General features: G+C 67.0%; 24 protein-coding genes, 1 tRNA gene and 7 pseudogenes. 19 read left to right on the forward strand and 13 right to left on the reverse strand.

What is annotated here, in order from left to right; genetic code table 11:
• Nucleotides 1-13 precede the first annotated feature (13 nt).
• Both OG568_RS49325 and OG568_RS49330 read right to left on the reverse strand, forming a co-directional pair.
• Nucleotides 14-562 (reverse strand): DUF4262 domain-containing protein, encoded by a 549-nt coding sequence (locus tag OG568_RS49325; protein ID WP_329536688.1) that lies wholly within the window; start codon nucleotides 560-562, stop codon nucleotides 14-16.
• A 456-nt stretch (nucleotides 563-1018) separates the two neighbouring features.
• A complete protein-coding gene (locus OG568_RS49330) occupies nucleotides 1019-1423 on the reverse strand; it encodes a DUF6083 domain-containing protein (protein WP_329536689.1) in 405 nt (134 codons plus the stop codon).
• Between the two features lie 618 nt (nucleotides 1424-2041).
• Between OG568_RS49330 and OG568_RS49335 the strand changes: the two genes are divergently transcribed.
• Nucleotides 2042-2512, forward strand: coding sequence for a helix-turn-helix domain-containing protein (locus tag OG568_RS49335; RefSeq protein WP_266624875.1), 471 nt, complete (start codon nucleotides 2042-2044; stop codon nucleotides 2510-2512).
• Entirely contained in the window at nucleotides 2401-3183 is a 783-nt protein-coding gene (locus OG568_RS49340) for an IS630 family transposase (protein ID WP_329534954.1), read from the forward strand. The genes OG568_RS49335 and OG568_RS49340 overlap by 112 nt, the downstream gene beginning before the upstream one ends.
• A gap of 24 nt (nucleotides 3184-3207) precedes the next feature.
• On the opposite strand, the gene OG568_RS49345 is transcribed toward OG568_RS49340, so the two are convergent.
• The 3 genes and pseudogenes from OG568_RS49345 to OG568_RS49355 form a co-directional block, all read right to left on the reverse strand.
• The gene (locus OG568_RS49345) at nucleotides 3208-4341 is read right to left on the reverse strand and encodes an IS630 family transposase (protein ID WP_329536690.1); all 1134 of its coding nucleotides are present in this window, start codon (nucleotides 4339-4341) and stop codon (nucleotides 3208-3210) included.
• A 121-nt stretch (nucleotides 4342-4462) separates the two neighbouring features.
• A complete protein-coding gene (locus OG568_RS49350) occupies nucleotides 4463-4999 on the reverse strand; it encodes a hypothetical protein (RefSeq protein WP_329538327.1) in 537 nt (178 codons plus the stop codon).
• A 94-nt stretch (nucleotides 5000-5093) separates the two neighbouring features.
• A pseudogene (locus OG568_RS49355) lies at nucleotides 5094-5723 on the reverse strand (IS701 family transposase); the annotation flags it as partial.
• Between OG568_RS49355 and OG568_RS49360 the strand changes: the two are divergent.
• The 7 genes and pseudogenes from OG568_RS49360 to OG568_RS49390 all read left to right on the forward strand — a co-directional run bounded on the left by OG568_RS49360 (nucleotide 5722) and on the right by OG568_RS49390 (nucleotide 11308).
• Nucleotides 5722-6604: pseudogene (locus OG568_RS49360) on the forward strand (sigma factor-like helix-turn-helix DNA-binding protein). The pseudogenes OG568_RS49355 and OG568_RS49360 overlap by 2 nt on opposite strands.
• Before the next feature lie 196 nt (nucleotides 6605-6800).
• Complete coding sequence (locus OG568_RS49365) at nucleotides 6801-7721, forward strand: NADP-dependent oxidoreductase (protein WP_329536691.1); 921 nt, start codon at nucleotides 6801-6803, stop codon at nucleotides 7719-7721.
• 14 nt (nucleotides 7722-7735) lie between these two features.
• Entirely contained in the window at nucleotides 7736-8218 is a 483-nt protein-coding gene (locus tag OG568_RS49370) for a cupin domain-containing protein (protein WP_329536692.1), read from the forward strand.
• A gap of 274 nt (nucleotides 8219-8492) precedes the next feature.
• A pseudogene (locus tag OG568_RS49375) lies at nucleotides 8493-9767 on the forward strand (IS256 family transposase).
• A 96-nt stretch (nucleotides 9768-9863) separates the two neighbouring features.
• Nucleotides 9864-10244, forward strand: a complete 381-nt coding sequence (locus OG568_RS49380; RefSeq protein ID WP_443077964.1) for a transposase — start codon at nucleotides 9864-9866, stop codon at nucleotides 10242-10244.
• A gap of 4 nt (nucleotides 10245-10248) precedes the next feature.
• Entirely contained in the window at nucleotides 10249-10407 is a 159-nt protein-coding gene (locus OG568_RS49385; protein ID WP_329536693.1) for an IS3 family transposase, read from the forward strand.
• A 133-nt stretch (nucleotides 10408-10540) separates the two neighbouring features.
• Complete coding sequence (locus tag OG568_RS49390; RefSeq protein WP_329536694.1) at nucleotides 10541-11308, forward strand: SDR family NAD(P)-dependent oxidoreductase; 768 nt, start codon at nucleotides 10541-10543, stop codon at nucleotides 11306-11308.
• Nucleotides 11309-11332: 24 nt separating this feature from the next.
• On the opposite strand, the pseudogene OG568_RS49395 reads toward OG568_RS49390, so the two are convergent.
• The 3 genes and pseudogenes from OG568_RS49395 to OG568_RS49405 form a co-directional block, all read right to left on the reverse strand.
• Nucleotides 11333-11890 (reverse strand): annotated as a pseudogene (locus tag OG568_RS49395) (IS630 family transposase); the annotation flags it as partial.
• Nucleotides 11891-11985: 95 nt separating this feature from the next.
• Complete coding sequence (gene ltrA / locus OG568_RS49400; RefSeq protein WP_329530431.1) at nucleotides 11986-13236, reverse strand: group II intron reverse transcriptase/maturase; 1251 nt, start codon at nucleotides 13234-13236, stop codon at nucleotides 11986-11988.
• Between the two features lie 572 nt (nucleotides 13237-13808).
• A pseudogene (locus tag OG568_RS49405) lies at nucleotides 13809-13946 on the reverse strand (IS630 family transposase); the annotation flags it as partial.
• A 100-nt stretch (nucleotides 13947-14046) separates the two neighbouring features.
• Here OG568_RS49405 and OG568_RS49410 point away from each other — a divergent pair.
• Both OG568_RS49410 and OG568_RS49415 read left to right on the forward strand, forming a co-directional pair.
• Complete coding sequence (locus OG568_RS49410; RefSeq protein WP_329529970.1) at nucleotides 14047-14877, forward strand: IS5 family transposase; 831 nt, start codon at nucleotides 14047-14049, stop codon at nucleotides 14875-14877.
• The gene (locus OG568_RS49415; protein WP_329529971.1) at nucleotides 14874-15296 is read left to right on the forward strand and encodes a hypothetical protein; all 423 of its coding nucleotides are present in this window, start codon (nucleotides 14874-14876) and stop codon (nucleotides 15294-15296) included. The genes OG568_RS49410 and OG568_RS49415 overlap by 4 nt, the downstream gene beginning before the upstream one ends.
• A 76-nt stretch (nucleotides 15297-15372) precedes the next feature.
• Here the strand turns inward: OG568_RS49415 and OG568_RS49420 are convergent.
• Nucleotides 15373-16029, reverse strand: a pseudogene (locus OG568_RS49420) (helix-turn-helix domain-containing protein); the annotation flags it as partial.
• Nucleotides 16030-16216: 187 nt separating this feature from the next.
• Between OG568_RS49420 and OG568_RS49425 the strand changes: the two are divergent.
• The 5 genes from OG568_RS49425 (at nucleotide 16217) to OG568_RS49445 (ending at nucleotide 19439) form a co-directional block, all read left to right on the forward strand.
• Nucleotides 16217-16816: a sulfite oxidase-like oxidoreductase gene (locus OG568_RS49425; protein ID WP_266639883.1), complete on the forward strand. Its 600-nt coding sequence runs from the start codon at nucleotides 16217-16219 to the stop codon at nucleotides 16814-16816.
• A complete protein-coding gene (locus OG568_RS49430; protein WP_329536695.1) occupies nucleotides 16786-17538 on the forward strand; it encodes a ferredoxin reductase in 753 nt (250 codons plus the stop codon). The genes OG568_RS49425 and OG568_RS49430 overlap by 31 nt, the downstream gene beginning before the upstream one ends.
• 105 nt (nucleotides 17539-17643) lie before the next feature.
• Complete coding sequence (locus tag OG568_RS49435) at nucleotides 17644-17916, forward strand: DUF6510 family protein (protein WP_266636310.1); 273 nt, start codon at nucleotides 17644-17646, stop codon at nucleotides 17914-17916.
• Nucleotides 17917-17948: 32 nt separating this feature from the next.
• On the forward strand, nucleotides 17949-18593 hold the full coding sequence (locus OG568_RS49440; RefSeq protein ID WP_329536696.1) for an RraA family protein: 645 nt from the start codon (nucleotides 17949-17951) through the stop codon (nucleotides 18591-18593).
• Nucleotides 18594-18719: 126 nt separating this feature from the next.
• Nucleotides 18720-19439, forward strand: a complete 720-nt coding sequence (locus OG568_RS49445; RefSeq protein ID WP_329536697.1) for an IS6 family transposase — start codon at nucleotides 18720-18722, stop codon at nucleotides 19437-19439.
• A gap of 50 nt (nucleotides 19440-19489) precedes the next feature.
• Here the strand turns inward: OG568_RS49445 and OG568_RS49450 are convergent, their stop codons facing one another.
• Nucleotides 19490-19996 carry a DUF6417 family protein gene (locus tag OG568_RS49450; protein ID WP_329536698.1) on the reverse strand — a complete coding sequence of 169 codons (507 nt, stop codon included), beginning with the start codon at nucleotides 19994-19996 and terminating at the stop codon, nucleotides 19490-19492.
• A 240-nt stretch (nucleotides 19997-20236) separates the two neighbouring features.
• Here OG568_RS49450 and OG568_RS49455 point away from each other — a divergent pair.
• Both OG568_RS49455 and OG568_RS49460 read left to right on the forward strand, forming a co-directional pair.
• Nucleotides 20237-20310: transfer RNA gene (locus OG568_RS49455), tRNA-Met, on the forward strand.
• A gap of 505 nt (nucleotides 20311-20815) precedes the next feature.
• Nucleotides 20816-21340 carry a DUF2231 domain-containing protein gene (locus OG568_RS49460; protein ID WP_329536699.1) on the forward strand — a complete coding sequence of 175 codons (525 nt, stop codon included), beginning with the start codon at nucleotides 20816-20818 and terminating at the stop codon, nucleotides 21338-21340.
• Nucleotides 21341-21753: 413 nt separating this feature from the next.
• On the opposite strand, the pseudogene OG568_RS49465 reads toward OG568_RS49460, so the two are convergent.
• Together OG568_RS49465 and OG568_RS49470 are read right to left on the reverse strand one after the other, a co-directional pair.
• Nucleotides 21754-21987: pseudogene (locus tag OG568_RS49465) on the reverse strand (IS6 family transposase); the annotation flags it as partial.
• Nucleotides 21988-22047: 60 nt separating this feature from the next.
• Complete coding sequence (locus OG568_RS49470; RefSeq protein WP_329536700.1) at nucleotides 22048-22767, reverse strand: IS6 family transposase; 720 nt, start codon at nucleotides 22765-22767, stop codon at nucleotides 22048-22050.
• Between the two features lie 55 nt (nucleotides 22768-22822).
• Between OG568_RS49470 and OG568_RS49475 the strand changes: the two genes are divergently transcribed.
• Nucleotides 22823-22990 (forward strand): hypothetical protein, encoded by a 168-nt coding sequence (locus OG568_RS49475; protein ID WP_329536701.1) that lies wholly within the window; start codon nucleotides 22823-22825, stop codon nucleotides 22988-22990.
• 783 nt (nucleotides 22991-23773) lie between these two features.
• Here the strand turns inward: OG568_RS49475 and OG568_RS49480 are convergent.
• Nucleotides 23774-24223, reverse strand: a complete 450-nt coding sequence (locus OG568_RS49480; protein WP_329536702.1) for a MarR family winged helix-turn-helix transcriptional regulator — start codon at nucleotides 24221-24223, stop codon at nucleotides 23774-23776.
• Between the last annotated feature and the right edge of the window lie 237 nt (nucleotides 24224-24460).

Below are 24460 nucleotides of genomic sequence, written 5' to 3' on the forward strand. Positions count from 1 at the left end.
GGCACGTTCGAGGTCAGAGTTCGGTCGTCCATATCCCGACAGGGTGCTCACTCGGACGCAGCCACAACTGAGGCTGTGACTCCCGATGCCTCTCCTCAGCCTGTTCTTCCCAATGAAAGCGGTCATCCACGTCGGACCACGCAACTTGCAACACGGGAAAAGGAGGCCGCCGGTAGAACTCGATGGCCTGCCCGAAGAAGGTCCGGTACCAACGGAGATCGACCTGCCTGAGCGCGACTTGGTGACCGTCGACCACGCCAGGATGCCTCTGGCCGTCAGCCAGTACAGCACCCGCGGCGGACTTCGCTCCGAGTCTGTTGAGCATGCGGTGCATGGCGTGGACATCGAGCCCGAACATGGCGAGCTCAGGTGCACCCTGAGTGTGTGACAGGCCGATCGTGTAGGCGAATCCAGGACCGATCTCGTCCTCGGGAACCATCACGACGTGCCATCCGTGCTGCTGCACATCCTCGATGATCTTCAGATCCATGCGGTCCGCTTCGTCCCGGTCACCGTAGTCATAGCAGAGGACGCAGCGGCACTGGAACGGATCAACGGTCATGTGCGGAGGCTACGAGGTGAGCTTTCGAGTCGGACAGCCGGGCTCGTGGCCGCCCTTCAATCGAACGACTCGTCACCCTCTGCGACCGCTCCCCAAGATCTGTGCCAGAACCCCGTTCTCGTGGACATTCCTCCGGCACGCCGGGCTGGAAGGTGTCGACGAGATCGATGTAGCCGACTCGCACCTGATCGAGTGGCACGGCGGCGGCCCCGAAGCATGGTCGCCACCGAGGTGACGAGCCCCGCTATAACGCCCGGTCCGGCCCGCTGTCAGTGGCGGCAGCGATGATGCAGACATTGCGGTCGCGATGACGAACTACGGCCTCACCTGGACCGACCCCGACGGCACGCCCCGCGCCTCCGTCGTCAGCTATGACAAGGTCAGATCGGTCAAAGGACGACCTTGAAGCCGGCGGGTGCACCAGCGTGGAGGTCGACGACTGAGCGCCGCTGGCTGTCATCCAGCGCCTCCGCGCTCGCGGCGGGTGATCCGCAGACGCATGGCCTGCCACAGTTCGCCGGCACCGCGGCTGCTGTCCGGGCGGTCGGTGTGCCCGACCGGGCAGCATGCGTTGTGGGCGACTTTGGCGCTGCCGTAGTCGCGGTGATGCGCGCCCGGCCAGGCGATGCCGCTGACGAGATGGAAGAGTTCCGTCTGCGCGAATGGACGCGCCGGAAAGTCACCGGGGATCAGCGCCACCCAGGCGCCGTCCTCCTCTGCCGACTCGCCCCCGACCATGACCACGGGACGCCAGGACTTCCCGTACTGGGTGGCACCGCCGAAATCCAGCGTCCGGTGCCGGTGCGTGGGCAGACCACACTCCGGGCACGGCACCGTGATCCGGCGTCCCCACCCCGGCACGGCCGCCACCTCCCCGGCAGGGACGGGTGAAGGACGCGAGGCAGGCACATCATCAGGAAGGGGCAGTGCGTCCACCGGCGATCGCCTTTCAGGAGGGAAAAGGTGCGGTACGTCCGTCAATGATGGCGGCCGCCAGGGCCGTTGGCCGCGTCAGGCACCCAAAACCCGCAGGAAGGACGGGCCGGTCAGGAGCGCATGCAACTCCTTCAGCCGCGCGGTCAGGAGGTACTGCGCGGCACGGTCGCGGGCAGCATCGGCTGTCTGTTCGGCGGCGGCGACGGCGATCGGCCCGTCATGGTGCCGGTTACGGGAGGAACCGGAGCTGGCCTGCCGCGCGCTACGGGTCCTTGGAGACGACCACGCTTTGCGACGCGATCGATCGCAGGTTGAGGCCCCGCATCGCCAGGATTGATGCCAGCCCCCACGCGACCGTGGCGAGGCCGGCTGCTACCTGACGGGCGGACCCGGGCGTGCCCGACTGGGGAAGAGTCGGTGTTCCAACCCTGCGCTATTCGGCTCGGAAGCTAGTAGCGTGTCGCTGCTTAGGTATGGGCTGTTTGATTGAGAGGCTTGCGTCTGGCAGATTCCTCTCCCGCTCTGCCGGACAGGACTGGTGCGATGGGTTCGCAGAAGAAGAGGCCGGTGGTGCTGACCGCGCAGGACCGCGAGGAGTTGGTCCGGGTGACCACGACGGGGGTTCATCCGGCCTCGGTAATCAGGCGGGCGAGGGTGCTGCTCGCACTCGACACCTCTGCAGGCGGGATCGGCTCGCAGGAGGTGATCGCGGCCCGGCTCGGCGTCTCCGGTGAGACGTTGCGGCTGGTCGCCAAGCGTTTCACCGAAACCGGTGGCGATGTTCACGCCACCATCGCGCGGAAGAAGCGCGACCTCCCGCCGGTGCCCTCACCGGTGACCGGTGAGGTCGAAGCCCGGCTGATCGCGATGGCGTGCTCACAGCCACCCCAGGGCTATACCCGGTGGTCGCTGCGGCTGCTGGAGAAGCACGTCGCACTGGTCGAAGACATCCCCGATCTGGACCATTCCACCATCGGCCGGGTCTTAAAAAAACGGAACTGCGTCCTCACCTGAAGAAGTGCTGGACCATCCCACCACGGGCGAACGCGGAGTTCGCGGCCCGGATGGAAGACGTACTGGCCGTCTATGCCCGGCCCTATGACCCGGCACGTCCGGTCGTGTGCATGGACGAGAAGCCCTACCAGCTCCTCGGCCATGTCCGCGACCCGCTCCCGGCCCGCCCAGGTCACGACGCCTGCCAGGACAGCGAGTACATCCGCTGCGGCACGTGCTCGATCTTCGTATGGGTCGAACCCCTGCGCGGGTGGCGTCGAGTTCAGGCACTGTCCCAGAGGACCCGGATCGACTGGGCCGGCCAGGTCAGGCAGCTGCTGAGCGTGGACTACCCCGATGCCGAGACGGTTGTGCTGGTGATGGACAACCTCAACACCCACGGCATCGCCTCACTGTACGAGGCATTCGAACCAGAAGAGGCCTTCGCCCTGGCTCAGCGCCTCGAGATCCACCACACGCCCAAGCACGGGTCATGGCTCAACATCGCCGAGATCGAACTCTCCGCGCTGACCAGGCAATGTCTCGACCGCCGGATCGGCGACCTCGACACCCTCAACACCGAACTCTCAGCCTGGCAGAACGCCACCAACACCGACCAACGTCAGGTGGACTGGCAGTTCACCACCCACGACGCACGCATCAAACTGCGTCACCTCTATCCCAGGAATTAGCTGCGACAGTCTACTAGTGCCGCATCAGGCAACGTTTGCCCTGTCCACGAGGGCGCGTAGGCGCCGGTCATCGGCGTGGCGGTTTCGCCAGATGATGTAGCGGCGGATCATGCTGCCCTGTTCCTTGTGGCTGGCGTGGTCGGTGCCGTCGAGGGTGAAGTAGCGCAGGGCGGTGAACTGGGCCTCGATGCGGTTGAGCCAGGAGCTGTTGGTGGGGGTGTAGGCGATCTCGACGTTGTTTGTGGTGGCCCAGGTGCCGACCCGCTGGCACCGTTTCGTGGTCAGGTGCGGGGAGAAGTTGTCGCAGACGATCGCGATGCGGACCTCGGGTGGATAGAGGCTGCGCAGGTAGCGGCAGAACTCCAGGAACTGGGTGCGCTTCTTGACCGGCTTGATGTGGCCGTAGAGCTTGTCCTTGGCCAGGTCCAGGGCGGCGAACAGGTGCCGCACTCCGCCGTAGCGGTTGTAGGTCGCCCGCCGCCTGCGGCGGGGTTCGCGGTCGGGGTCTTTGTGCCTGCCGCCGCGTTCGGCCCACTGCCGGCCCGGGTGGGGCATCAGGTTGAGGGGCCCGAACTCGTCCATGCAGAAGACGACTTCGGGCTCGCCCTCTTCAGGTATGACCTCGCCGTCGGCGATCGCGTAGAGGTGTTCGACGCGGGCCTTCTTGGCCGCGTAGTCGGGGTCGCGGGAGGTCTTCCAGGTCTTCAGGCGTTGAAAGGAGACGCCTTCCTCGCGGAGCAGGATGCGCAGGCCCTCGTGGCTGATGTCGTCGACCACCCCCTCGGCGACCAGGAAGTCCGCCAGCTTGGTCAGACTCCAGGTCGAGAACGGCAGGTCGTGCTCGGCCGGCTTGGACTTCGCGATCTTCTTGATCTCGCGCCGCTCAGGCAGGGTGAAGGTCTTCGGCCGACCACCCTTGTACTTCGGATACAGGGAGTCGAAGCCGTCGGTGTTGAAGTTGTGGATCACATCGCGGACCCGGTCATCGCTGGTGAACGTCACTTCGGCGACCTTCGCCACCGGCATGCCCTGCGCGGACAGCAGGATCATCTGGGCACGCCGCCAGGTCACCACCGACCCGGTGCCCCGGCGGATGATCCGAAGCAGCCGTCTGCCCTCGTCATCGTCGATCTCGCGTACACGTACTCGTTCCGCCACCCGGACAGCGTGACGGACCCGCGCCGCCCGGCACAGCACCGAGGCGGCGCGTCACATCACAACAGGGCAAACGTTGCCTGCCGCGGCACTAGCGGTGGTTTGTTAGACCGGGCAGTAGAGATCAAGTGGGTGGCCTGCGCCGACGGCGTTGATCAGGGCTTGGAGTTCGGGTGGTGGCGGTGCGTTGGTCCAGGCTCGCCAGCAGCGTTGGAGGGTGATCCAGGGGTCGAGCCAGGCCCGGACGGCACGGATCGCCTTGGGCCAGCTGGCCGGATGGGGCTGGTGGGGTCCGCTCGGTCCCCCTCTCAGCCAGTACCGCCGGCGTGACAGCCGAGGAGACCGGTGGGAGGGCTTCCCGGTTGGGGGGTCGGGCGAACCAGGTGTCCCAGCAGAACGAGAACGCGCAGGTGACCAGGGTCTGGTGGCGGCGAATCGCGGTGTCGGAGCGGACCTGGAAGTCGGCCCAGCCGAGTTCGTCCTTGACCTGCTTGTAGCTCTGCTCGATCCAGTGGCGGATGCCGTAGATCCGGACGACTTCGTGCAGGTCGGCGGCCGGTTCGGGGCTGTCGGCCTCGCGGCGGTCGCCGGGGCGGGGCAGGTCGGTGGCCAGGTACCAGGTGGCCTGCGTGGGCAGGGTGGCCGGGTCGGTGGTGGCCACGACCAGGCGGACGTTCCCGTCGGGTCCCCACCAGCCGAGATGGGCGTCGGCGGCCCACCAGGTCTCGGTGTGTCCGTCGCGGAAGGTCCGTTCGATGGCGGTCCAGTCGCCGGGATGGTCGGGGTCTTGTCCAGGTCAGGGCACGGGCGGCGTGGACGGGGGTGTAGGCATCCTTGCCGTAGGCCCAGGTGCCGCGGCTCGGTTTGAGGGCCATCACGAACGGCAGCCCGGCCGCGGCGAGGTCTCTGCGCAAGCCGTCCTGGTCGCCGTAGGCGCAGTCGGCGGCAACGGCTCGGAAGGTGACCCCGGCGGTCTTGGCGCGGGCGAGTGCGGCGGCGATCTGCAGCTTCGTGCGGAAGTCGGGGTCGCTCTTGCCCTTGGGGAAGTGGTGGGCGGGAGTGTAGGGCACGGCGTGCAGCGGGTAGTAGAGGTTCTCGTCGGCCCAGCAGGTGGTCACCGTCACGATGCCGTTGTCGGTTTTGCCAAGTCGGCCCAGCCACTGCCGACCGATGTGCGCGGTCGCCTTCCCGTCCTTGCGGTCGCCCGAGTCGTCGATCACCAGCACCCCGCCCGGGTGCGGCGTGGTCGCGGGGTCGGCCAGCAGGAGTTCCACCCTACGGGCGTTGCCGCAGGTGGACGTCCGGGCTCGCGGAGCTGTCCGCCAAGATCCCGAGTTCGGATGACTACGCTGGATCCGCAAGCTGGAGGAGGTTGCGATCTGCATGGGTGACGGGCATGGGCCCGGACGGTCTGAGCAGGTGGACTCGCTCGGAGCCGGATGGGAGAGGCACCGGCCTGCGGTTTTCGGTGTGGTCTACCGGCTGCTGGGGAGTGTGGCCGACGCGTGGCCAGGATGTGTGGCTGCGGGCGGCCGGGGCGGATCTGCAGGACATTGGTGATCTGCGGGCCTGGCTGGTGACGGTGGCCGCGCGGCGGTCGTACGACATTCTCAAGAGTGCCCAGGTCCGCGGGGAGACCTATGTCGGCCCGTGGCTGCCGGAGCCACTGCTGACGGGGCCGGATGCTTCGCAGCAGGTACTCGTTGATGAGTCCGTTGGTTCGGCGATGCTGCTGATCATGGAGGAGCTGTCCCCGCCTGAGCGGGTGGCTTTCGTCCTGCACGACGTCTTCGGTCTTGAGTTCGGCAAGATCGCCGAAGTGCTGGACATCTCTGTGCCGGGTGCCCGGCAGCTCGCCTCTCGGGCGCGACGGCGGGTCGCCAAGGCGAAGCAGTCCATGCCGCAGGCGTCGAAGGCGGAACGCGAACGCGTCCTCGCGGTCTTCCGCGCCGCGTACGAGGCCGGGGACCTGACCGGCTTGGTCAGGCTCCTACACCCGGACGCCGTCTACGTCACCGACGGCAGCGGCAAGGTCTCTGCGGCGCGCAAGCTCATCCACGGCGGCGAGCGCGTCGCCGAGGTCATGGTGCGTGTAGGGCGCCAGTGGCAACCGGACCGCATCGACTTCGCTGAGGACGGCGGCGAGCTCGCCCTGATGTTCTACCGCGAAGGCCGGGTCTACTCCGTCGACACGGTCCAGATCACAGACGGTCTGATCACCGCGTACCGCCGGGTCATCAACCCGGACAAACTCGTGCGCGTCTGAGCTGTCACACCCGGAGGGGCTGCCTCGTCTCCCTGATGAGAACGCACGACGGGCGACGAAGGAATACGCGAGCAGGTGTAATCGATCACGCGGCACGGCATACATCCACCTGCTGCGTCTTCCCGATGACGAGCCGCTATGAGCCCTGCGTGTGAACGGGCTGCGCGCTCGAGTCGCCCTCCCAGCAAGGACCTGTATGCAAGCCATCACTGTGCGAGACCGTGACGCTGGTCTTGCGGGGATGTCCGTGACGGACACGCCCTACCCGCATGCGGCCGAGAATGACGTCATCGTGCGGGTGCACGCCGCGGGCTTCACCCCTGGCGAGCTGGACTGGCCGGGCACGTGGACTGACCGCGCCGGCCGCGACCGGACGCCGAGCGTGCCCGGGCACGAGCTGTCCGGTGTCGTCGCAGAGCTGGGCTACGGCACCACCGGCCTGAGCGTCGGCCAGCGGGTGTTCGGCCTGGCCGACTGGACCCGCAACGGCTCGCTCGCCCAGTACGCCGCGGTGGAAGCCCGCAACCTCGCTCCGCTGCCGGCGGACATCGACCACATCCTGGCCGCCGCACTGCCGATCTCCGGGCTGACCGCCTGGCAGGGCCTGTTCGACCACGGCCGCCTCACCACCGGCCAGACCGTCCTGATCCACGGCGCCGCTGGCGGCGTCGGCTCGATCGCAGTACAGCTCGCCCGCGAGGCCGGCGCCCGTGTCATCGGCACCGGCCGCTCCGCCGACCGGGACAAGGCGCTCGCCCTGGGCGTCGACACCTTCTTGGACCTGCAGACCGAGAAGTTGGAAGACGTCGGCGAGACCGACGTGGTGTTCGACGTGATCGGCGGCGACATCCTCGACCGCTCGGCCGCCCTGGTCCGCCCCGGCGGCACGCTGGTCACCATCGCCATGCCGCCCAAGGTCCAGCCCAAGGACGGGCGGGCGGTCTTCTTCGTCGTCGAACCCGACCGCGCCCGGCTCATCGACCTCGCCCAGCGGGTAAGGGACGGCCGGCTCAAGCCGGTCGTCGGTGCTGTGCGGCCGCTCGCCGAAGCACCCTCCGCGTTCGCCCGCGGCAAGCGCACCCCCGGCAAGACGATCATCTGCGTCACCGAAGACTGAACAGGAGACCGATCATGATCGGAATGCGGATCGCCGGTGGCCTGCTGGCCGTCGCCACACTGACTGCGGCCACGGCTTGCTCGACCTCCAACCAGCCCGCCCACGCCACGCGGCCGGCGGCGTCCGTGGCATCGCCTGCGGCCATGGTATCAACGCCCTCCACCGAGACCCTCAAGCCGCTGCTCCAGCAGGCCCTTCCGAATGTGAAGGGCAAGACGTTCACCTCGGCGGTCGTCGCCTTCCCGCCCAACGCACGCGCGCTGCCGCACCGGCACGGCCAGGCGTTCGTCTACGCCTACGTCCTCGAAGGCACCGTGCGCAGCCAGCTCGAAGGCAAGCCCGTGACTACCTACCACCAGGGCGAGAACTGGGTCGAGCAGCCGGGCGCCCACCACCTCCTCACCGAGAACACCAGCCGGACCAAACGGGCCAAGCTCCTGGTCGTCTTCGTCTCCAACACCGGAGACAAGCTCAAGGTCGACGACCCGAAGTCATAGCCCGGGGCACAGCGGGCGGCAACGCTCCGCAAAACCTCTGCCCCTGCCGCAACACACACCACCGGCCACCAAGACGCGCCTGAAGTGCGCGACGCAGGCCACACCAACCGGCGGTCTACGACGGCGAGTTCCGCCACGACCGACAACCAATGGGCGCGCTACCAGGCCTCGTCCGCGCTGGTCGGGAGCGTGTCTGAAAGATCGTGTGAGTCCGTGATGTGAAAGGCTGGCCGGAGCCCAGGCTCGGGCCCTGGTCAGCTGGGACGGACATGGCATGACGGACAACGAGAACGCCTCGGCTGTCGAGTCGGTCGAGGACAAGCTGGTGGACGAGGTCGTCGAGCGGCTGATGGACCGCGCCGACGCCTCAGGAGCCGCTCTGCTGGGCCAAGGCGGGCTGCTGACCGAGGTCACCCGGGCCGTGCTGGAGCGGGCCCTGGATGCCGAGATGACCGAACATCTCGGCTATGAGAAGCATGATCCGGCCGGCCGCGGCTCGGGCAACAGCCGCAACGGGACCTCGCCGAAGACCGTGCTGACCGACGCAGGCGCGGTCACCGTGGCGGTTCCCCGGGACCGCAACGGCTCCTTCGAGTCGAAGCTCGTGCCCAAGCACGCGAGGCGGCTGGCAGGCTTCAACGAGTAGATCCTGTCGCTGTATGCGCGGGGCATGTCGGTGCGGGATATCCGCTCCCACCTGGCCGGCATGTACGGGGTCGAGGTCTCACCCGATCTGATCAGCAAGGTCACCGACGCGGTCGCCGACGAGCTCGCCGCCTGGCAGAACCGGCCGCTGGACGCCATCTGGCCGATCATCTACATCGACGCACTGTGGATCAGGATCCGGTCCGGATCAGTCGCCTCCAAGCCCGTCTACCTCGCCGTCGGGGTCGACATGGACGGCTGCAAGGACGTCCTTGGCCTGTGGGTCGGCGACGAGGGCGAGGGCGCCACGACCTGGATGAACGTCCTGTCCGAACTGCGCAACCGCGGAGTGGAAGACGTCTGCATCGTCGCCTGCGACGGCCTGAAGGGCCTGCCGGATGCGGTCACCGCGACCTGGCCCAAGGCCCCGGTCCAGACCTGCGTGATCCACTTGATTCGCGCATCGCTGCGACTGGCCGCTAAACAGCACCATCCGGCGGTGGTGTCGGCGCTCAGGGCCATCTACACCGCGCCCACCGAACAGGCCGCCGAGCAGGCCCTTGCAGACTTCACCGCATCGGAGTTGGGCCAGCGTTACCCGGCCGTCGTGCGCGCCTGGCGGGCCGCGTGGAACGAGTTCACGCCCTACCTGGCCTTCCCGCCCGAGATAAGGAAGGTCGTGTATTCGACGAACCTGATCGAGTCAATCAACGCGCGGCTTCGCAAGACCACCCGCAACCGAGGGCACTTCCCCTCCGAGCAGGCCGCGCTGAAGGCGCTCTACCTCGCCGTCCGCGAGCTGATCACCCCCAAAGCCCGCGATGTCAACCACGTCGCGGCACACTGGAAGAAGGCGCTGAACCAGTTCTCACTCTTCTTCGAGGACCGGCTCAACACCAGGTGAACACAAAGGACTTACACAAAGCTACTGACACGCCCACATCCGCCGCCACGGCCGCCTCGGCGGACCGAGGGGCTCGACAACAGCCAGCGACCCGCGATCCGCATCCGCTTCGCCACCGAGACCTGCGGGCCCTGCCCCTCCCGCGGGCAGTGCACCAACTCGACACGCTACGGTCGCCAGCTCACCGTCCGTCCGCAAGATCAAGACGCCGTTCTCGAACACGTCCGCGCCGAGCAGTCCACAGAGGAATGGAAGGCCGTCTACGCGATCCGCTCCGGCATCGAGGGCACAATCCACCAGGCGGTCACAGCCACCGGCGCACGCAGAACCCGCTACGCAGGACTGGGGAAGACCGCCCTCGCGCACATCCTCACAGCCACCGCCGTCAACCTACTCCGGCTCGACGCCTGGTGGACCGGACAACCACTCGCTCCCACTCGGACATCACACCTCGCTGCCCTCGACCTCGCCGCATAAGCAATTGGGCAACGGGGTCATCGACGGCTTCTACAACAGCCGGCGCATCCAGAAACGGCTCGGCTACCTCAGCCCCGTCGAGTTCGAGGAGAAGCACTACGCCGAGCGGGCAACGGCCGAACGAACGAACCTGAAACCCCGTCAACCCGCCCTGACCAGCTGATCAGCACCTCCCGCACGCCGGGGGAACCTCACGGGCAGAGACCTTATAGAGCTGTTGTAGACACCGCTATGGCAGGGTCTAAGCAGCACAGGAGAGAAATGTTCACCGCTCAATAGAGAAGGACCGCGCGGCCATGGACTTCGAAGGCAAGAAACTCGTTGTGATCGGCGGCGCCAGCGGCATGGGTCTCAAGGTCGCCGAAGACGTGATCGCGGAGGGCGGCAGCGCGGTGATCGTCGGCCGCCCGGGTCAGAAGCTCGACGACGCCGTGGCAAGCCTGTCGCGCTCCGGCAGCGCGTGGTCGATCGCGGCCGACCTGGCGGACCGGAACCAGGTCGTCGAGGCGCAGAAGCAGCTGTCGGAGGATCACCCCGACGCCACCCTCCTCGTCAACTCGGCAGGGTTCTTCAAGCCCAAGCTCTTCCTCGACTACGGGGTCGCGGACTACGACGCCTATCACGACCTCAACAGGGCGACCTTCTTCCTGACTCAGACCATCGTCCGGGGCATGGTCACCGGGGGTCAGGGCGGCGCCATCGTGAACGTGGGCAGCATGTGGGCGCACCAGGCCGTCGCCGTGACACCGTCGTCGGCCTACTCGATGGCCAAGGCGGGCCTGCACGCCCTCACGCACAACCTGGCCATCGAGCTCGCCAGCGAGGGCATCCGTGTGAACGCCGTGGCTCCCGCCGTCACCAGGACGCCCCTGTTCGAGAAGGTCTTCCCCGCAGACCAGCTGGACGGCGCGATGGAGCAGCTGAGCGGGCTGCACCCGCTCGGCCGGGTCGGAACCCCGCAGGATGTGGCCGCCGCGATCGTCTTCCTCCTCTCGTCGGCATCGAGCTGGACGACGGGCGCCATTTTCAACGTCGACGGCGGGGTCATGGCAGGCCGCAACTAGTGTGATGCGCCGGAAATCGCAGGCTTAAGTCTCTTGCTGGTTTTCGGTGGCTGGCGGAGTGACCTTGGTGAGGTAGTCGGCGAGGGATTTAAGGATCTCGTCGGCGGTCTTGGTCCAGGTGAAGGGCCTGGGGTTCTCGTTCCACGAGTCGATCCAGGCCCTGATGTCGTCCTCCAGCGCCTTCACGGAGGTGTGGACACCGCAGCGGATGAGTTTGTCGGTCAGCAGACCGAACCACCGCTCGACCTGGTTGATCCAGGAGGAGCCGGTCGGGGTGAAGTGCACGTGGAAACGGGGGTGTTTGCCCAGCCACGTCTTGATCTCGGGGGTGTTGTGGGTGGCGTAGTTGTCACACACCAGGTGCACGTCGAGTCCGGCGGGGACCGCCTTGTCTATCGTGACCAGGAACTTCTTGAACTCGATGGCCCGGTGGCGGCGATGCAGTTCACCGATGACAGTGCCGTCGGCGATGTTGAAGGCGGCGAACAGGCTGGTGATGCCGTGCCGGAGATAGTCATGGGTGCGCCGTTCGGGCATGCCGGGCATCATCGGCAGCACCGGCTTCGAGCGGTCCAGCGCCTGGGTGAGTCGGCGGCGGGGATTTCACCCGCCGCCGCTCTCAGAACCGTGCGTAAACCTCTCGGCTTACACGGCTCCCATCGTCCAGTCGTCCACGGTCACGGCTTGACGAGCTTCCAGTGGGCGAAGAGTCCTGGGAACCGTCTCGCATGACGGCCCAGCGCCTCTCGCGCCCGCGCTCGCTTATGCCGGAACCGCTTGTACTTGCGGACAAGCCACCGCACCAGATAATCGTTGATGCGGTTGAGGCTGGAACGCAACGCGGTCGGATGGAACCGACCGAAGTAGTTGATCCAGCCCCGCACGACCGGGTTGATCTCCCGGGCGAGCTGCTCCAGGGTCGTGTCACTGCGCAAGTGCAGCCGCCAGCGGCGGATCTGCACTCTGATCAGCTTGGCGGCCTCGTCGCTGACGCCCGGGTTGAAGCCGAAGAAGTACTCTCCGCGCTTCGTCCGGAGCCTGCGCACGCGAAACCCGTACCCCAGGAACGTGAACGAGGTGTGCTCAGCCGAGCCGCGCCTGTTCCTGTCCTTGCAGTACACAATGCGGGTCTTCTGGGGATGCAACTCCAGGCCCCCGCACTCGGCCAGCCGCTCGGCGATGGCCTGGCGCACATGATGCGCCTGAACCTCGTTGCGGCAGTGGACCACCACGTCGTCGCAGTACCGTTCGAACTGGATGCCGGGGTGCTCCCGGCACATCCAGGCATCGAACGCGTAGTGCATGAACAGGTTGGACAACACGGGTGAGACCGCTGAGCCCTGCGGGCTGCCACGGTCCCGGGCGAGCAGGCTGCCGTCCGACCGCTGGAGCGGGGCCTTCAGCCACCGCTCCACATACAGCAGGACCCACCGCTGGTCGGTGTGGTGGGCGACCGCCTTGAGGACAAGGTCATGATCGAGGTTGTCGAAGAAGCCCCGGATGTCCATATCGATCACCCAGTCCGTTCTCCAGCACCGTTCCCGGCACGCCGCGACCGCATCCAGTGCACTCCGCCGGGGCCTATAGCCATAGGAATCCGGGTGGAACACAGGCTCCACCAGCGGCTCCAGCACCATCGCCACCACCGTCTGCGCGATTCTGTCCGCGACCGTGGGCACACCGAGGACCCTGACCCCGCGTCCTCCCGGCTTGTCGATCTCCACCATCTTGACCGGCGGCGGAAAGTAGCAGCCCGACGACATGCGATTCCACAGCTTGTAGAGGTTGCCCCGCAGGTCCGCCTCGAACTGCTCGATCGACTCGCCGTCGACGCCCGCCGCACCCTTGTTGGCCTTGACCCTCAAGTACGCCTCGAACACCAGGTGTTTCGAGATCTCAAACGACTTCGATCCGCTTGCCTGGTTCATCCCGGGCACTCCGGTTGGCCACCAAGCAGACCCGGACGATCCGTCCCCTTCGCTCCGCCCGCGTTACAGGGCCTCATCGCTACTACGAGACGGTCCGCCCCCGTGCCCCGCATCGGTACTCGACCCCTCGCGGTTTTGTCCGCTTGAGGTTCTCCCTCTCGCCACCGGCCCAACGGGCCGGCCGCAGTATCGGGGCGACAGGTTCCCACGTTCCGCACAAGAGCCCGGGCCAGGCTCGCGCCGCCTCCATGCCGGACGCCGTCCGGGCAGTCGGCAGGCTCCCCGGACTTGTCCCGGAGCCCAGATCATGCCCCGGTTTCGACGCCACTGAGAAAATTTACGACACGTCATCAGCGGTTCGCTCACGCTCGCCTTCCTGACCCATACCTGACGCGATCACTGCCGCGCCTTTTGCCGCAGCGCTCACCACGACCGGCACTTAACCGGCGCAGCCTGCGGTGGTTTGGAGCCTCCCCCTGCAGGGCGACCCCGGAGGACCTACCTCCATCTCCTGCACAGCACCGCTTCCAGAAGCAGTTACATCAACGCCTCCTTCAGCGTTCGTGGCACACGATCTGGGCTTTCTCGTCCACACACAACACCACGGCCTTCTCGGGCGGGTCGTGGTACAGGCCGACGACGTCGACGACCTTCGCGACGAACTGCGGGTCGGTGGACAGCTTGAAGGCATCCTGCAGGTGCGGCTTGAGAGTGCGGGATGTGGCGTTCCGTCGGTCTTGTCATCGCTCGATGGTGTGACGTTGGGGCATCGCTGCCGGTCAGGCGTTCGGGGTTCGCTTGAGTTGTGGCATGAGCATGCGCAAGCCGTACCCGAGTGATCTCACCGATGAGCAGTGGGAGCTCGTCGAACCCGTGATCACGGCATGGAAGGCCCGGCATCCGTCGGTCAGCGGGCATCAGGGGAAGTACGCGATGCGGGAGATCGTGAACGCCATCCTCTACCAGAACCGCACGGGTTGTCAGTGGGAGTTCCTGCCCCATGACATGCCCCCGCCCGGAGCGGTGAAGTACTACTTCTACCTCTGGCGCGACGAGGGCACCGACCAGGACATTCACGACCTGCTGCGCTGGCAGCTGCGGGAGAAGCGGAAACGATTAGCCGACCCGAGCCTGGTGGTCCTGGACACGCAGAGCATCCACGTGGCCGTCGGCGTCCCGGCCACGACGACGGGCCGGGACGCCGCGAAAAGGGTGCCGGGCAGGAAGAGATGCCTGGCCGTGGACGTGCTGGGCCTCGTCATTGACTGCGTCGTCCTGCCCGCCTCCGCGCACGAGAACACCGCCGGCATCGCCCTGCTGGACGCTGTCACCGAGCAGTGCGACACGGTGAAAAAGGCCCTGGTCGACCAGGGCTTCAAGAAGAAGGTCGTCGAGCACGGCAGACACGTGGGTATCGACGTCGAGATCGTCGAGCGCAACCCGGACGACAAAGGCTTCGTTCCACAGGCCAAACGGTGGATCGTGGAGCAGACGAACGGGATCCTGATGTTCTACCGCCGTCTCGTACGCGACTACGAACACCGCCCCGCCTCCTCCCGCTCCCGCGTCCTGTGGGCGATGACCTCCGTCATGAGCCGCCGCCTCACCGGAGCCACCATCGCCTCCTGGAGGACCGCATGAGCGAAAACCCACAGGTCAAAGCCATCCTGGAACACATCGAAACCCGCGAACGCGAACTGGACGACCAAGCCGAGCAGTTCCGGGACCGCATCGAAGAACTCACCCGGCAGCTCGGCGAACTCGACGCGGAGAGCGAGAACCTGCGCATCACCCGCAAGACCCTCCTCACGCTCCCGCTACCCTCACCCGCCACCGGGCCGGACCGCCCCGACATCCCCGACCACCCCGCCTACCAGCAGATCCTCTCCGCCCTGGCCGACGCGGACCGGCCGATGCGCGCCCGCGATCTCTGCCAGGCCCTCGACCTGCCGATCCTCCCGAAGAACACCGAAGGCATCCGCTGCAAACTGAAACGCCTGGTCAGCCGGGGCATCCTCATCGAACCCGAACCCGGCTTGTTCGCCCGCCCCGACGCCTGAGGGCCACCCCACACCCGCGACCAGCGATCCTTCCCCAACCTCAACCACGAAACGGACAAGAACTCACGTTCCGCACTCTGAGGTCGAACCGTTTCCAGATCCGGCCAATGGTGGACTTCGACAGCCCGGTCCTGGCCGCCATGGAAGACCGCGACCAGTGGGTGTCCTGGCCCGGAGTGGATTCCAGCGTCGCGACGATGACGTCTTCGACCTGGTCGAGCAGGATGGACGGCGGCCGCCCCGGCCGCGGTTCGTCGACCAGCCCGTCCAGCCGCCGCTTGACGAACCGGGACCGCCAGCGGCTCACCGACTGCTCGCGCACCCCGAGTTCCGCCGCCACCTGCTTATTCGTCCCACCCCCTGCGCACCGCAACACGATCCTCGCGCGCAGCGCCAGGAACTGCGCGGTCTTCGCCCGCCTCGCCCAGCGCATCAGCTGAGCCCGTTCGTCATCTCTGAGCACCAGCTCCGACTTGCGCCGGCCCGGCCGCGGCTCATCCACAAGCCCGGCCATCCGCCGGTCAGCAAACCGCGAGCGCCACTTCCTCACCGTGTCCGCTGTTACCTCGAACTCCGCCGCCACACGCGTATTCGGCTTTCCATCCGCGCACGCCAAGACGATGCGTGCCCGCTCGACGAGGCGGGGCGCCACCGCCCCGCCCGCCCAGCGCAGCAACTCGGCGCGCTCCTCATCAAGCAGCACAACTTCGACGGCACGAGGACCCCGAGACATGAAAACAGGCTACAGACTTAAGCCCGCGATTTCCGGCGCAGGACACTAGCGGACATCCGCAGGATCGGGGGCGGAGGACAAGCCGGATTGATGCCCAGAACGACGCCGCCGGCTCGTCTCGAGATGCTGTGCTGCGCGATGTCCTGGAGAATGGAAACCGCATTGTGCAGAGAATGGGGGCACTTTTATGCCCATCGTTTCACGAGGGTTCCACGGCCGAGCACGGGATGCACAACACAGACTGCCTCCTGGGCAGTATGAGACCACCGACTTCCCCGTTCTGTCGGCCGGACCCACCCCTGCGGTGGACCTTGACCAGTGGGAGTTCACTATCCGCGCAGAGACCGGCGCACGGCACATCTGGGACTGGGCGGAGTTCATGGCGTTGCCCAGCCAAACGCAAACCGTTGACCTGCACTGTGTCACCAAGTGGTCGAAGTTCGAGACGGAGTGGCAGGGAGTCTCCTTGGACGTCCTTCTGGAGGACGTGGAGACCAGTGCCGAGTACGCGCTCGTTCACTCCTACGGCGACTACACCACCAACGTCCCCCTGGAGGACCTCCTCGACGGGCAGGCATGGATCGCTTACCGATACAACGGCGAGGAACTCGCGCCGGAGCACGGCGGCCCCGCCAGGTTGCTGATTCCGCACCTGTACTTCTGGAAGTCCGCGAAGTGGGTGCGCGGCATCCAGCTGCTCGACAAGGAAGAGCGGGGCTTCTGGGAGAACATCGGCTACCACGACTATGGGGACCCATGGCGCGAGCAGCGGTATCAAGGCGACTGAGCGACCGGCTGCGCTGGAAGGCTGCCCGTTTGACCGATCGGCGCGTCGCGTCCCAAACTGCGCACACCCTCGTCTTCGAAGTGCCCGGCTGGCCGGGTCATCTGGCGGGACAGCATGTCGATGTGCGGCTCACGGCGGAGGACGGCTACAGCACGCAGCGCAGCTACTCACTGGCGTCGGCACCCGACGGTGAGAGCGTCGAACTGACCGTTCAGCGTGTAGATGACGGCGAGGTCTCCCCGTACCTGACGGACGAACTCGCCGTGGGCGACGTGGTGGAGCTGCGCGGACCGGTCGGCGGATGGTTTGTGTGGCGTCCCGAGCAGAAGGAGCCGATTATGCTCGTGGCCGGCGGCTCCGGCCTGGTGCCGCTGATGGCGATGATCCGCACGCGCCGCGCGATCGGCAGCCGTACGCCCTTCCGGTTGGTATATTCCGTGCGCAGCCCGGAGTACCAGCTCTTCGTATCGGAATTGAGACGGGACGACCCGGGCCTCGACAAGACGTACCTCTATTCCCGCGCCACCCCACCACAGTGGCCACGGCCCCCCGGGCGGTTCACCGCTTCTGACCTGTCAGGCGCCGGGTGGCCACCGGATTTCCAACCCACTTGCTATGTCTGCGGTTCCACCGGCTTCGTCGAAAAGGCCGCCGGACTGCTGGTCGCCTTCGGCCACCACCCTGGCCGTATCCGAACCGAGCGTTTTGGACCCAGCAGATGACGAGAGGCAGGTGGCGTGCGCGGCCATGGGTGGTACCCCGCCAGCGGCCGGGCACCAGTGGCGACGACTCTCCCGGGTGCATCGACACAAAGCGAGGTGAATTCCATGACCCTGACGCCTGACTTCCTTGACGGCAACGCCGCCGCCGGGGACCTCGAGTCTCTGTTCGGAACCGACATGACCATGGCTTCCGGACGATGTCGTGGCTGCGGCGAACAGATGATGCTTGCCCAAACGCACGCCTACCTCGGTGGTCCCGGGATGGTACTGCGCTGCCCCGGCTGCGACAGCGTCCTGCTTCGCCTGGTCCGCTCCCCCACCCAGACGTGGCTCGACGCCGGCGGACTGGACTACGTCAAGATCCCCGCACCGGCCTGACGTTACGACTGCATGACCGGACGGGAGGCCTCATGGCACACAAGAACGACCTGCAAGGTCTCGCCTCGCGAGTGCGTACCCCCGACGTCGCCGACGCCATGGGACGAATGCACCGCCACCGGTGTCACATCAACGACCTGGTGACCCCAACCCCGGGTCGTATCCTCCTGGGCCCCGCGATAACGATCTCGTTCTTCCCCTCGTGCGAGGAAGCACTCCCACTTGAGCATTACAACTTCTCCCAGCTGTTCCATGACGCCATCGAAAACGGCGCGCAGGGGCGGGTGCTGGTCCTGGCCGGCAACGGGCATTCCGGGGTATCGCTCGGAGGCGGATCAAAGCTCTCGCTGGTGGCAGCACACGGTCTTGCGGGCGTCCTGGCGGACGGGCGTCTCCGGGACTTCACCGAAATCGCGACCTACGACTTCGCCGCCTACTGCTTGGGACAGACAACCAAGTGGGGCGGCGATGTCGTGACACCTTTCGAGGCCAACCGGCCGGTCGTCGTGTCCGGCGTGACTGTCCACCCAGGTGATTACGTGTTCGCGGACGCATCCGGCGCTGTCGTCATCCCCGCCGCACAGGTCCTCAGCGTGTTCGAAGAAGCCAACCGCATCGCACAGGTCGAGGCAGCCTTCGTCGACAGGATCCGTAACGAAGCCCCCGCCGCCGAGTAACCAGATCGCGGCGACCTGCCGTCGACGGCCCCCGGCCGTGCGTCTCGGAAACCCGACCACGGCGCTGTCACGTTGGCTGACCGGGTGGGATGATCTTCTGGTTGATCACGCTGGGAGGGGTCGTCCGTGGGGAGCACGTCGCCGTCGTACAAGGGGCACCGGTACCCGGTCCAGGTGATCTCGCACTGCGTGTGGCTGTACTTCCGGTTTCCGCTCAGCTTCCGCGAGGTCGAGGAGCTTATGCTCCAGCGAGGCGTCGTCCTCTCCTACGAGACCATCCGCCGCTGGTGCGCCACATTCGGCCAGGCCTACGCGAACGGACTGCGCCGCCGCCGGCCCCGGCCCGGCGACAAGTGGCACCTGGACGAGGTGTTCATCAAGATCAACGGGGTGCAGAAGTACCTGTGGCGGGCCGTCGACCAGGACGGCAACGTACTCGACATCCTCGTCCAGAACCGGCGGGACAAGGCCGCCGCCCGACGCTTCTTCCGCAGACTGATGAAGAAGACCCGGTCGGTGCCGCGGGTGGTCGTCACGGACAAGCTCCGCACCTACGGTGCCGCCCACCGTGAAGTCATGCCCTCCGTCGAGCACCGCTCACACAAAGGACTGAATAACCGGGCGGAGAACAGCCACCAGCCCACGCGCCAGCGTGAACGTGCGATGAAGGGCTTCCGCAGTACTGGTGGAGCCCAGCGGTTCCTGTCCGCGTTCAGCGGCATCTCACCCCACTTCCGGCCCCACCGCCACCTGATGACAGCCTCCGACCACCGCGCCGAGATGACCATCCGCTTCGCCATCTGGGACCAGATCACCGGCGCTGCCAGCCGGCCCGCCACGGCCTGAACACAGGCCCTGACCGCGGGCCCACCACGCCCCGACGCACCATCAGACAGTCACGCACCCAACAACGTGACAACGCCCACCGACTCCATCTGCTCCTGTGTCAGATACAGCCGCCACCGCTTGATCCCGTGATCACACGAAGCCGTACGGACCTGCTCCGCCAGCCCATCGGCGGGCGCCACCCGGAGCTGGCCGGTGAGGCCTACGAACACCCGCAGCGCCGCCATCTGCGACGGGATCAGCTCCACCACCTGCCGGTCCGAATCCGTCTCAGCGGGCGTGGACTCGGGCCGGGGACGGGACTGGACGTAGGCAAGGGTGTCGTGGCCGTACGGCGTCAGACGGGCCGCCCACCGCACGGGCCGACCCTCCAGAACCGACAGCTCCGCACGGTCCTCCCGGCAGACAAGCTCCACCAGGCCCTGATTCTCCAGGGCGTTCACCTGCTCCTGGTGCGGTGGGAGAAGCTCCGTGTCCAGGGTCCAGCCATGCCCGGCCGCCTTCCCGCGCTCACGCAGCGCCTCCAGCACCGACAGCGCCCTCTCCCAACCCCTCATCCCACTCCCCCGCGTTGTGTTGTGTGCCGCGCCCGTACACGTTCGCCGACCTAGACGTCGACGCCGGGCCAGGCAGCGCCAAGGTGGGAAAGGCCAGCCCATCGGGGGAATCCGTCCGCCGCTCGGCGCGCTCTCGGTCGAAGCCCACAGAATCACGGCCTGGCCGCCGACGCCCCTCGCGCCAGGCAGGCGATCATGGTCTCGGGGGCGGGATGGTTGGCGTAGGGTGGAGGAATCCGGCGCGGGGTGGAGCAGCTCGGTAGCTCGCTGGGCTCATAACCCAGAGGTCGCAGGTTCAAATCCTGTCCCCGCTACTGAAATCTGAGGGGCCAGCACGATGTGCTGGCCCCTCAGGCATGTCCAGACCCGAGACACGCGGCGGTGCGGCACGTGCGTCAGGCGAGCCGACTTGCACCGTGGGTACGAAGGGGCGCCGGCAAACAGGACATCACGCGCAGTGCAGCATCGACCGGCACACACAGGCGGCCCCGCAATGCCAGTGACGCGGAACGCCTGCGCGGGGAGGACTTCTTTTCGGCGTTGCCGAGGTTGTCGGCCTTCGGCTCACCCCCGCCTGCGCGGGGAGGACAGACGTCGCACCGTCCCAGCCAGGCGAACGTCCGCTCTGCCACCCGCCGACGTGGGACGACGCCCGAGCTGGTTGGGACGGGCCGGGCCGCTGGCGGGATGGTGCTCAGAAGAACCTGAGAGGTTCCTGTGTCAGGCTGGCGCGCCCGAACACGCGGACGCACGAAAGGGCTCCCCCGAACACCCGATCCGGGTTCGCGTCCCCCACGGCCGCCCCTGGAGGAGCGCCTGATGAGTTTGATCAACGGCCTGCCCGCGCACGTGCTGCTGGTCCATGCCGTCGTTGTCCTGGTCCCGCTCAGCGCGCTGGCGCTCGTGATATGCGCGCTGTGGCCGCAGGCCGCCCGGCGGCTCGGACTGGCACTGCCGCTGCTCGCCCTGGTCACGCTGGCGACCGTGCCGCTGGCCACCCAGGCCGGGGAGTGGCTGGAGCGACACGTGGACAGCGACCCGCTGGTGCGGCGGCACGCCGAGCTGGGCGACGGAATGCTGCCCTGGGCGCTGGGCCTGTTCGTGCTGGCGGCCGGTGTGTGGTGGATCTCCGGCCGTACGGGCGCGCCGCAGTCGCGGGAGCTTTCCGGGGCTCGGTCGGGAGCGCGGTCGGGGTCGGTGCTCCACGTCGCCGCGGCCATCCTGTCTGTGGTGGTGGCCGCGGGCGCGGTCGTCGACGTGTACCGGATCGGTGACTCGGGCGCGAAGGCCGCCTGGCACGACGCGTACTCCAAGACCGCCACGAAGTCGAGTGACGGAGACTGACCGACGAAACCGGCCGGCCCGCGCCGGCCCGCCGACCCACCGCGGCCCGCCCGGAAACCCTCCGGCCGGGCCGCACCCGCATGTGAGGCGGGTGGTGGACGAGGCTGTGACGATGCAGCCCTGGCCAGCGTCGGCGCCGCTACGGCCAGTAGGGCAGCTGCGCGTGCCGGACGATCACCCGGCGGGCGCCCCATCGGGAAGGCGGGCACCGAGATCGCATCAGGCTGCGGCCTGACCATCAACCCACACCACTCGGCCCCCTCGCCACGTCCGGCAAGAGGGAGCCCGGCCCGCAACGCACGGCAGCCGTACGCTGCGCTCGTCATCGGCCGCCTTGGCACTGTCACGTTGTTGGGTGTGTGGAGATCTGGCGGCGTGTCAGGGTGTGGTGTTGCTGGGTTCCGGGCCTTTGGTCAGACCGTGGTGGGTCGGCCGGCAGCGCCGGTGATCTGGTCCCAGATGGCGAAGCGGATGGTCATCTCGGCTCGGTGGTCGGGGGCGGTCATCACGTGGCGGTGGGGTCGGAAGTGGGGTGAGATGCCGCTGAACGCGGACAGGAACCGCTGTGCTCCACCGATGCTGCGGAAGCCCTTCATCGCGCGTTCGCGCTGCCGGGTGGGCTGGTGGGAGGGCGTTGTCACGTTGTTGGGTGCGTGACTGTCTGATGGTGCGTCGGGGCGTGGTGGGCCCGCGGTCAGGGCCTGTGTTCAGGCCGTGGCGGGCCGGCTGGCAGCGCCGGTGATCTGGTCCCAGATGGCGAAGCGGATGGTCATCTCGGCGCGGTGGTCGGAGGCTGTCATCAGGTGGCGGTGGGGCCGGAAGTGGGGTGAGATGCCGCTGAACGCGGACAGGAACCGCTGGGCTCCACCAGTACTGCGGAAGCCCTTCATCGCACGTTCACGCTGGCGCGTGGGCTGGTGGCTGTTCTCCGCCCGGTTATTCAGTCCTTTGTGTGAGCGGTGCTCGACGGAGGGCATGACTTCACGGTGGGCGGCACCGTAGGTGCGGAGCTTGTCCGTGACGACCACCCGCGGCACCGACCGGGTCTTCTTCATCAGTCTGCGGAAGAAGCGTCGGGCGGCGGCCTTGTCCCGCCGGTTCTGGACGAGGATGTCGAGTACGTTGCCGTCCTGGTCGACGGCCCGCCACAGGTACTTCTGCACCCCGTTGATCTTGAAGAAGACCTCGTCCAGGTGCCACTTGTCGCCGGGCCGGGGCCGGCGGCGGCGCAGTCCGTTCGCGTAGGCCTGGCCGAATGTGGCGCACCAGCGGCGGATGGTCTCGTAGGAGAGGACGACGCCTCGCTGGAGCATAAGCTCCTCGACCTCGCGGAAGCTGAGCGGAAACCGGAAGTACAGCCACACGCAGTGCGAGATCACCTGGACCGGGTACCGGTGCCCCTTGTACGACGGCGACGTGCTCCCCACGGACGACCCCTCCCAGCGTGATCAACCAGAAGATCATCCCACCCGGTCAGCCAACGTGACAGCGCCCGCCCACGCGTTCCTCGCGGTGATGGCCGTGCAGGAGCGCGAAAAAGGGGTGCCGAGGCCGACACACCCGACCTCGTGGACCTCACACCAGCCGAAATTCGTCGTCTGCTGGCAGCTCAACCCGGCCGCCATCCTGCACGCCGTGACCACGCGGTGAACTGGTCCCGATGGCGGCGTCGCCACCAGGCACGTGCCCGACGCTGTCATTACATGCGGCGCGGACACACGTTGGCGGGACAGCTGATCCAAGACCGTCCCACCCATGCCAAACCCTCGCTACACTCCCCACCGCCAGGCCGTTGACCAGGAGAAATACAGAAGTCCGGGTGGAGTACTAGTAGACAAAGCCACCGAGCCAACCCGAGCATGCCCGAGATCTCATACGCCCTCCGAGATGCTCGGCGGCCGCAGAACCGAGTGGGTGAGGCACCAGGGGACATCCGTTCCATTGATCACAAGGCCCCAGAGGTGGCCACCGCGGCACAGGCCGACGCCAGACAGGTAAGCCGCTGTGCGGGCTGCCCCCGAAGCGGTCCAGGAGTGCAGGTCGCAGGGGTCGGCGCCACTACTCACCCGCGCTCGACGCCTGCTAGAAGAGCCGGGTGGCGCGGACGATTCAGCAGGTCCGGTCACGTCCACCGGGCGGTTGAGCCAGTCGATCTGCGGCACATTCTCCGTGGCACTCAGAGCGGAGGTGTCAGCACGAGCGGATACGGCGGCCCCGACTATTCCCCGCTTGCGGGGTGCTCAGCCACCTACGCAGGCCGTCATTCAGTGCTGCTATCTGGATGCAGGCAACACGGTGCGTAATCCCGGACACCAGCACGGACGAGGCACTTTGCCAATGGTTACGATCCGGTGGCGCTACGCACCGAACAGGGCGTCCACATTCCGCACGGGTGCGCCCAACCAGTAGTGCTCGTCCCGAGGCCGCAAACACTCACTCGGCCCAGGGATCGAAGCCAGTGCCGAGGACATTCTCGAGAAGAGTGCGCATCTGAGCCGCCGGCTCAGCGCCGAACTTTTCCTCGAACTCGGCTTGCACGCCCTCCCAATGGGGAAGTGCCGCCTTCATCCGCGCCAGACCTTCCGGCGTGATCGTCACACTCCGCGCTCGGCGATCGGCGGCCGCCGTCTCGATGGTGACCAGCCCCTCACGCGCGAGCGGCTTGAGGTTGGACGCCATCGTCGTACGGTCCATGGCGATCACGTCGGCGAGACCGCTGATCGTCATTTCTTCGTGCACGCTGAGCTGCTGCAGGATGCTGAACTGCGTGGCCCGCAGGCCCAGCGGTGCCAACGCCTTGTCGTAGGTCGCGCCGAGATACCTCGATGCCTTTCGCAGCGCGAGGTTGTTGCACTCATCAGCCTTCGACGCCACAGCATTCATCGTCTCCTCCAGAGCTCATCCCCATTATACGAGCAACTACTCTTAAACGGAAGGTTGCACCTGCGCACCGCGGAGGCGGAGTGCCTCTCAGGTGGCCAACCCTTGCCCCCTCAGCAATACGCGCATATGCTCGTAATCAAGGGGGCGTCACCTCGCCGCCCGCGCCAAGAGCCGCCAGGCGTGCAGAGGAGCTCACGCGCGCAGGTGACAACCCGCGTGGTCCACCCGTACCTGCGT

Origin of the sequence: Streptomyces sp. NBC_01450 (assembly GCF_036227505.1) — a bacterium.
In the GTDB taxonomy this organism is placed as follows: Bacteria; Actinomycetota; Actinomycetes; order Streptomycetales; family Streptomycetaceae; genus Streptomyces.

Bases quoted from the DNA above. Each gene is read 5' to 3' on its own strand.
- ltrA (WP_329530431.1), bottom strand. From the start codon at position 13,236: ATGAACCAGGCAAGCGGATCGAAGTCGTTTGAGATCTCGAAACACCTG.
- OG568_RS49365 (WP_329536691.1), top strand. From the start codon at position 6,801: ATGCAAGCCATCACTGTGCGAGACCGTGACGCTGGTCTTGCGGGGATG.
- OG568_RS49450 (WP_329536698.1), bottom strand. From the start codon at position 19,996: ATGAGGGGTTGGGAGAGGGCGCTGTCGGTGCTGGAGGCGCTGCGTGAG.
- OG568_RS49480 (WP_329536702.1), bottom strand. From the start codon at position 24,223: ATGAATGCTGTGGCGTCGAAGGCTGATGAGTGCAACAACCTCGCGCTG.
- OG568_RS49390 (WP_329536694.1), top strand. From the start codon at position 10,541: ATGGACTTCGAAGGCAAGAAACTCGTTGTGATCGGCGGCGCCAGCGGC.
- OG568_RS49430 (WP_329536695.1), top strand. From the start codon at position 16,786: ATGGCGCGAGCAGCGGTATCAAGGCGACTGAGCGACCGGCTGCGCTGG.
- OG568_RS49440 (WP_329536696.1), top strand. From the start codon at position 17,949: ATGGCACACAAGAACGACCTGCAAGGTCTCGCCTCGCGAGTGCGTACC.
- OG568_RS49435 (WP_266636310.1), top strand. From the start codon at position 17,644: ATGACCCTGACGCCTGACTTCCTTGACGGCAACGCCGCCGCCGGGGAC.
- OG568_RS49370 (WP_329536692.1), top strand. From the start codon at position 7,736: ATGATCGGAATGCGGATCGCCGGTGGCCTGCTGGCCGTCGCCACACTG.
- OG568_RS49415 (WP_329529971.1), top strand. From the start codon at position 14,874: ATGAGCGAAAACCCACAGGTCAAAGCCATCCTGGAACACATCGAAACC.
- OG568_RS49325 (WP_329536688.1), bottom strand. From the start codon at position 562: ATGACCGTTGATCCGTTCCAGTGCCGCTGCGTCCTCTGCTATGACTAC.
- OG568_RS49335 (WP_266624875.1), top strand. From the start codon at position 2,042: ATGGGTTCGCAGAAGAAGAGGCCGGTGGTGCTGACCGCGCAGGACCGC.
- OG568_RS49410 (WP_329529970.1), top strand. From the start codon at position 14,047: ATGAGCATGCGCAAGCCGTACCCGAGTGATCTCACCGATGAGCAGTGG.
- OG568_RS49460 (WP_329536699.1), top strand. From the start codon at position 20,816: ATGAGTTTGATCAACGGCCTGCCCGCGCACGTGCTGCTGGTCCATGCC.
- OG568_RS49425 (WP_266639883.1), top strand. From the start codon at position 16,217: ATGCCCATCGTTTCACGAGGGTTCCACGGCCGAGCACGGGATGCACAA.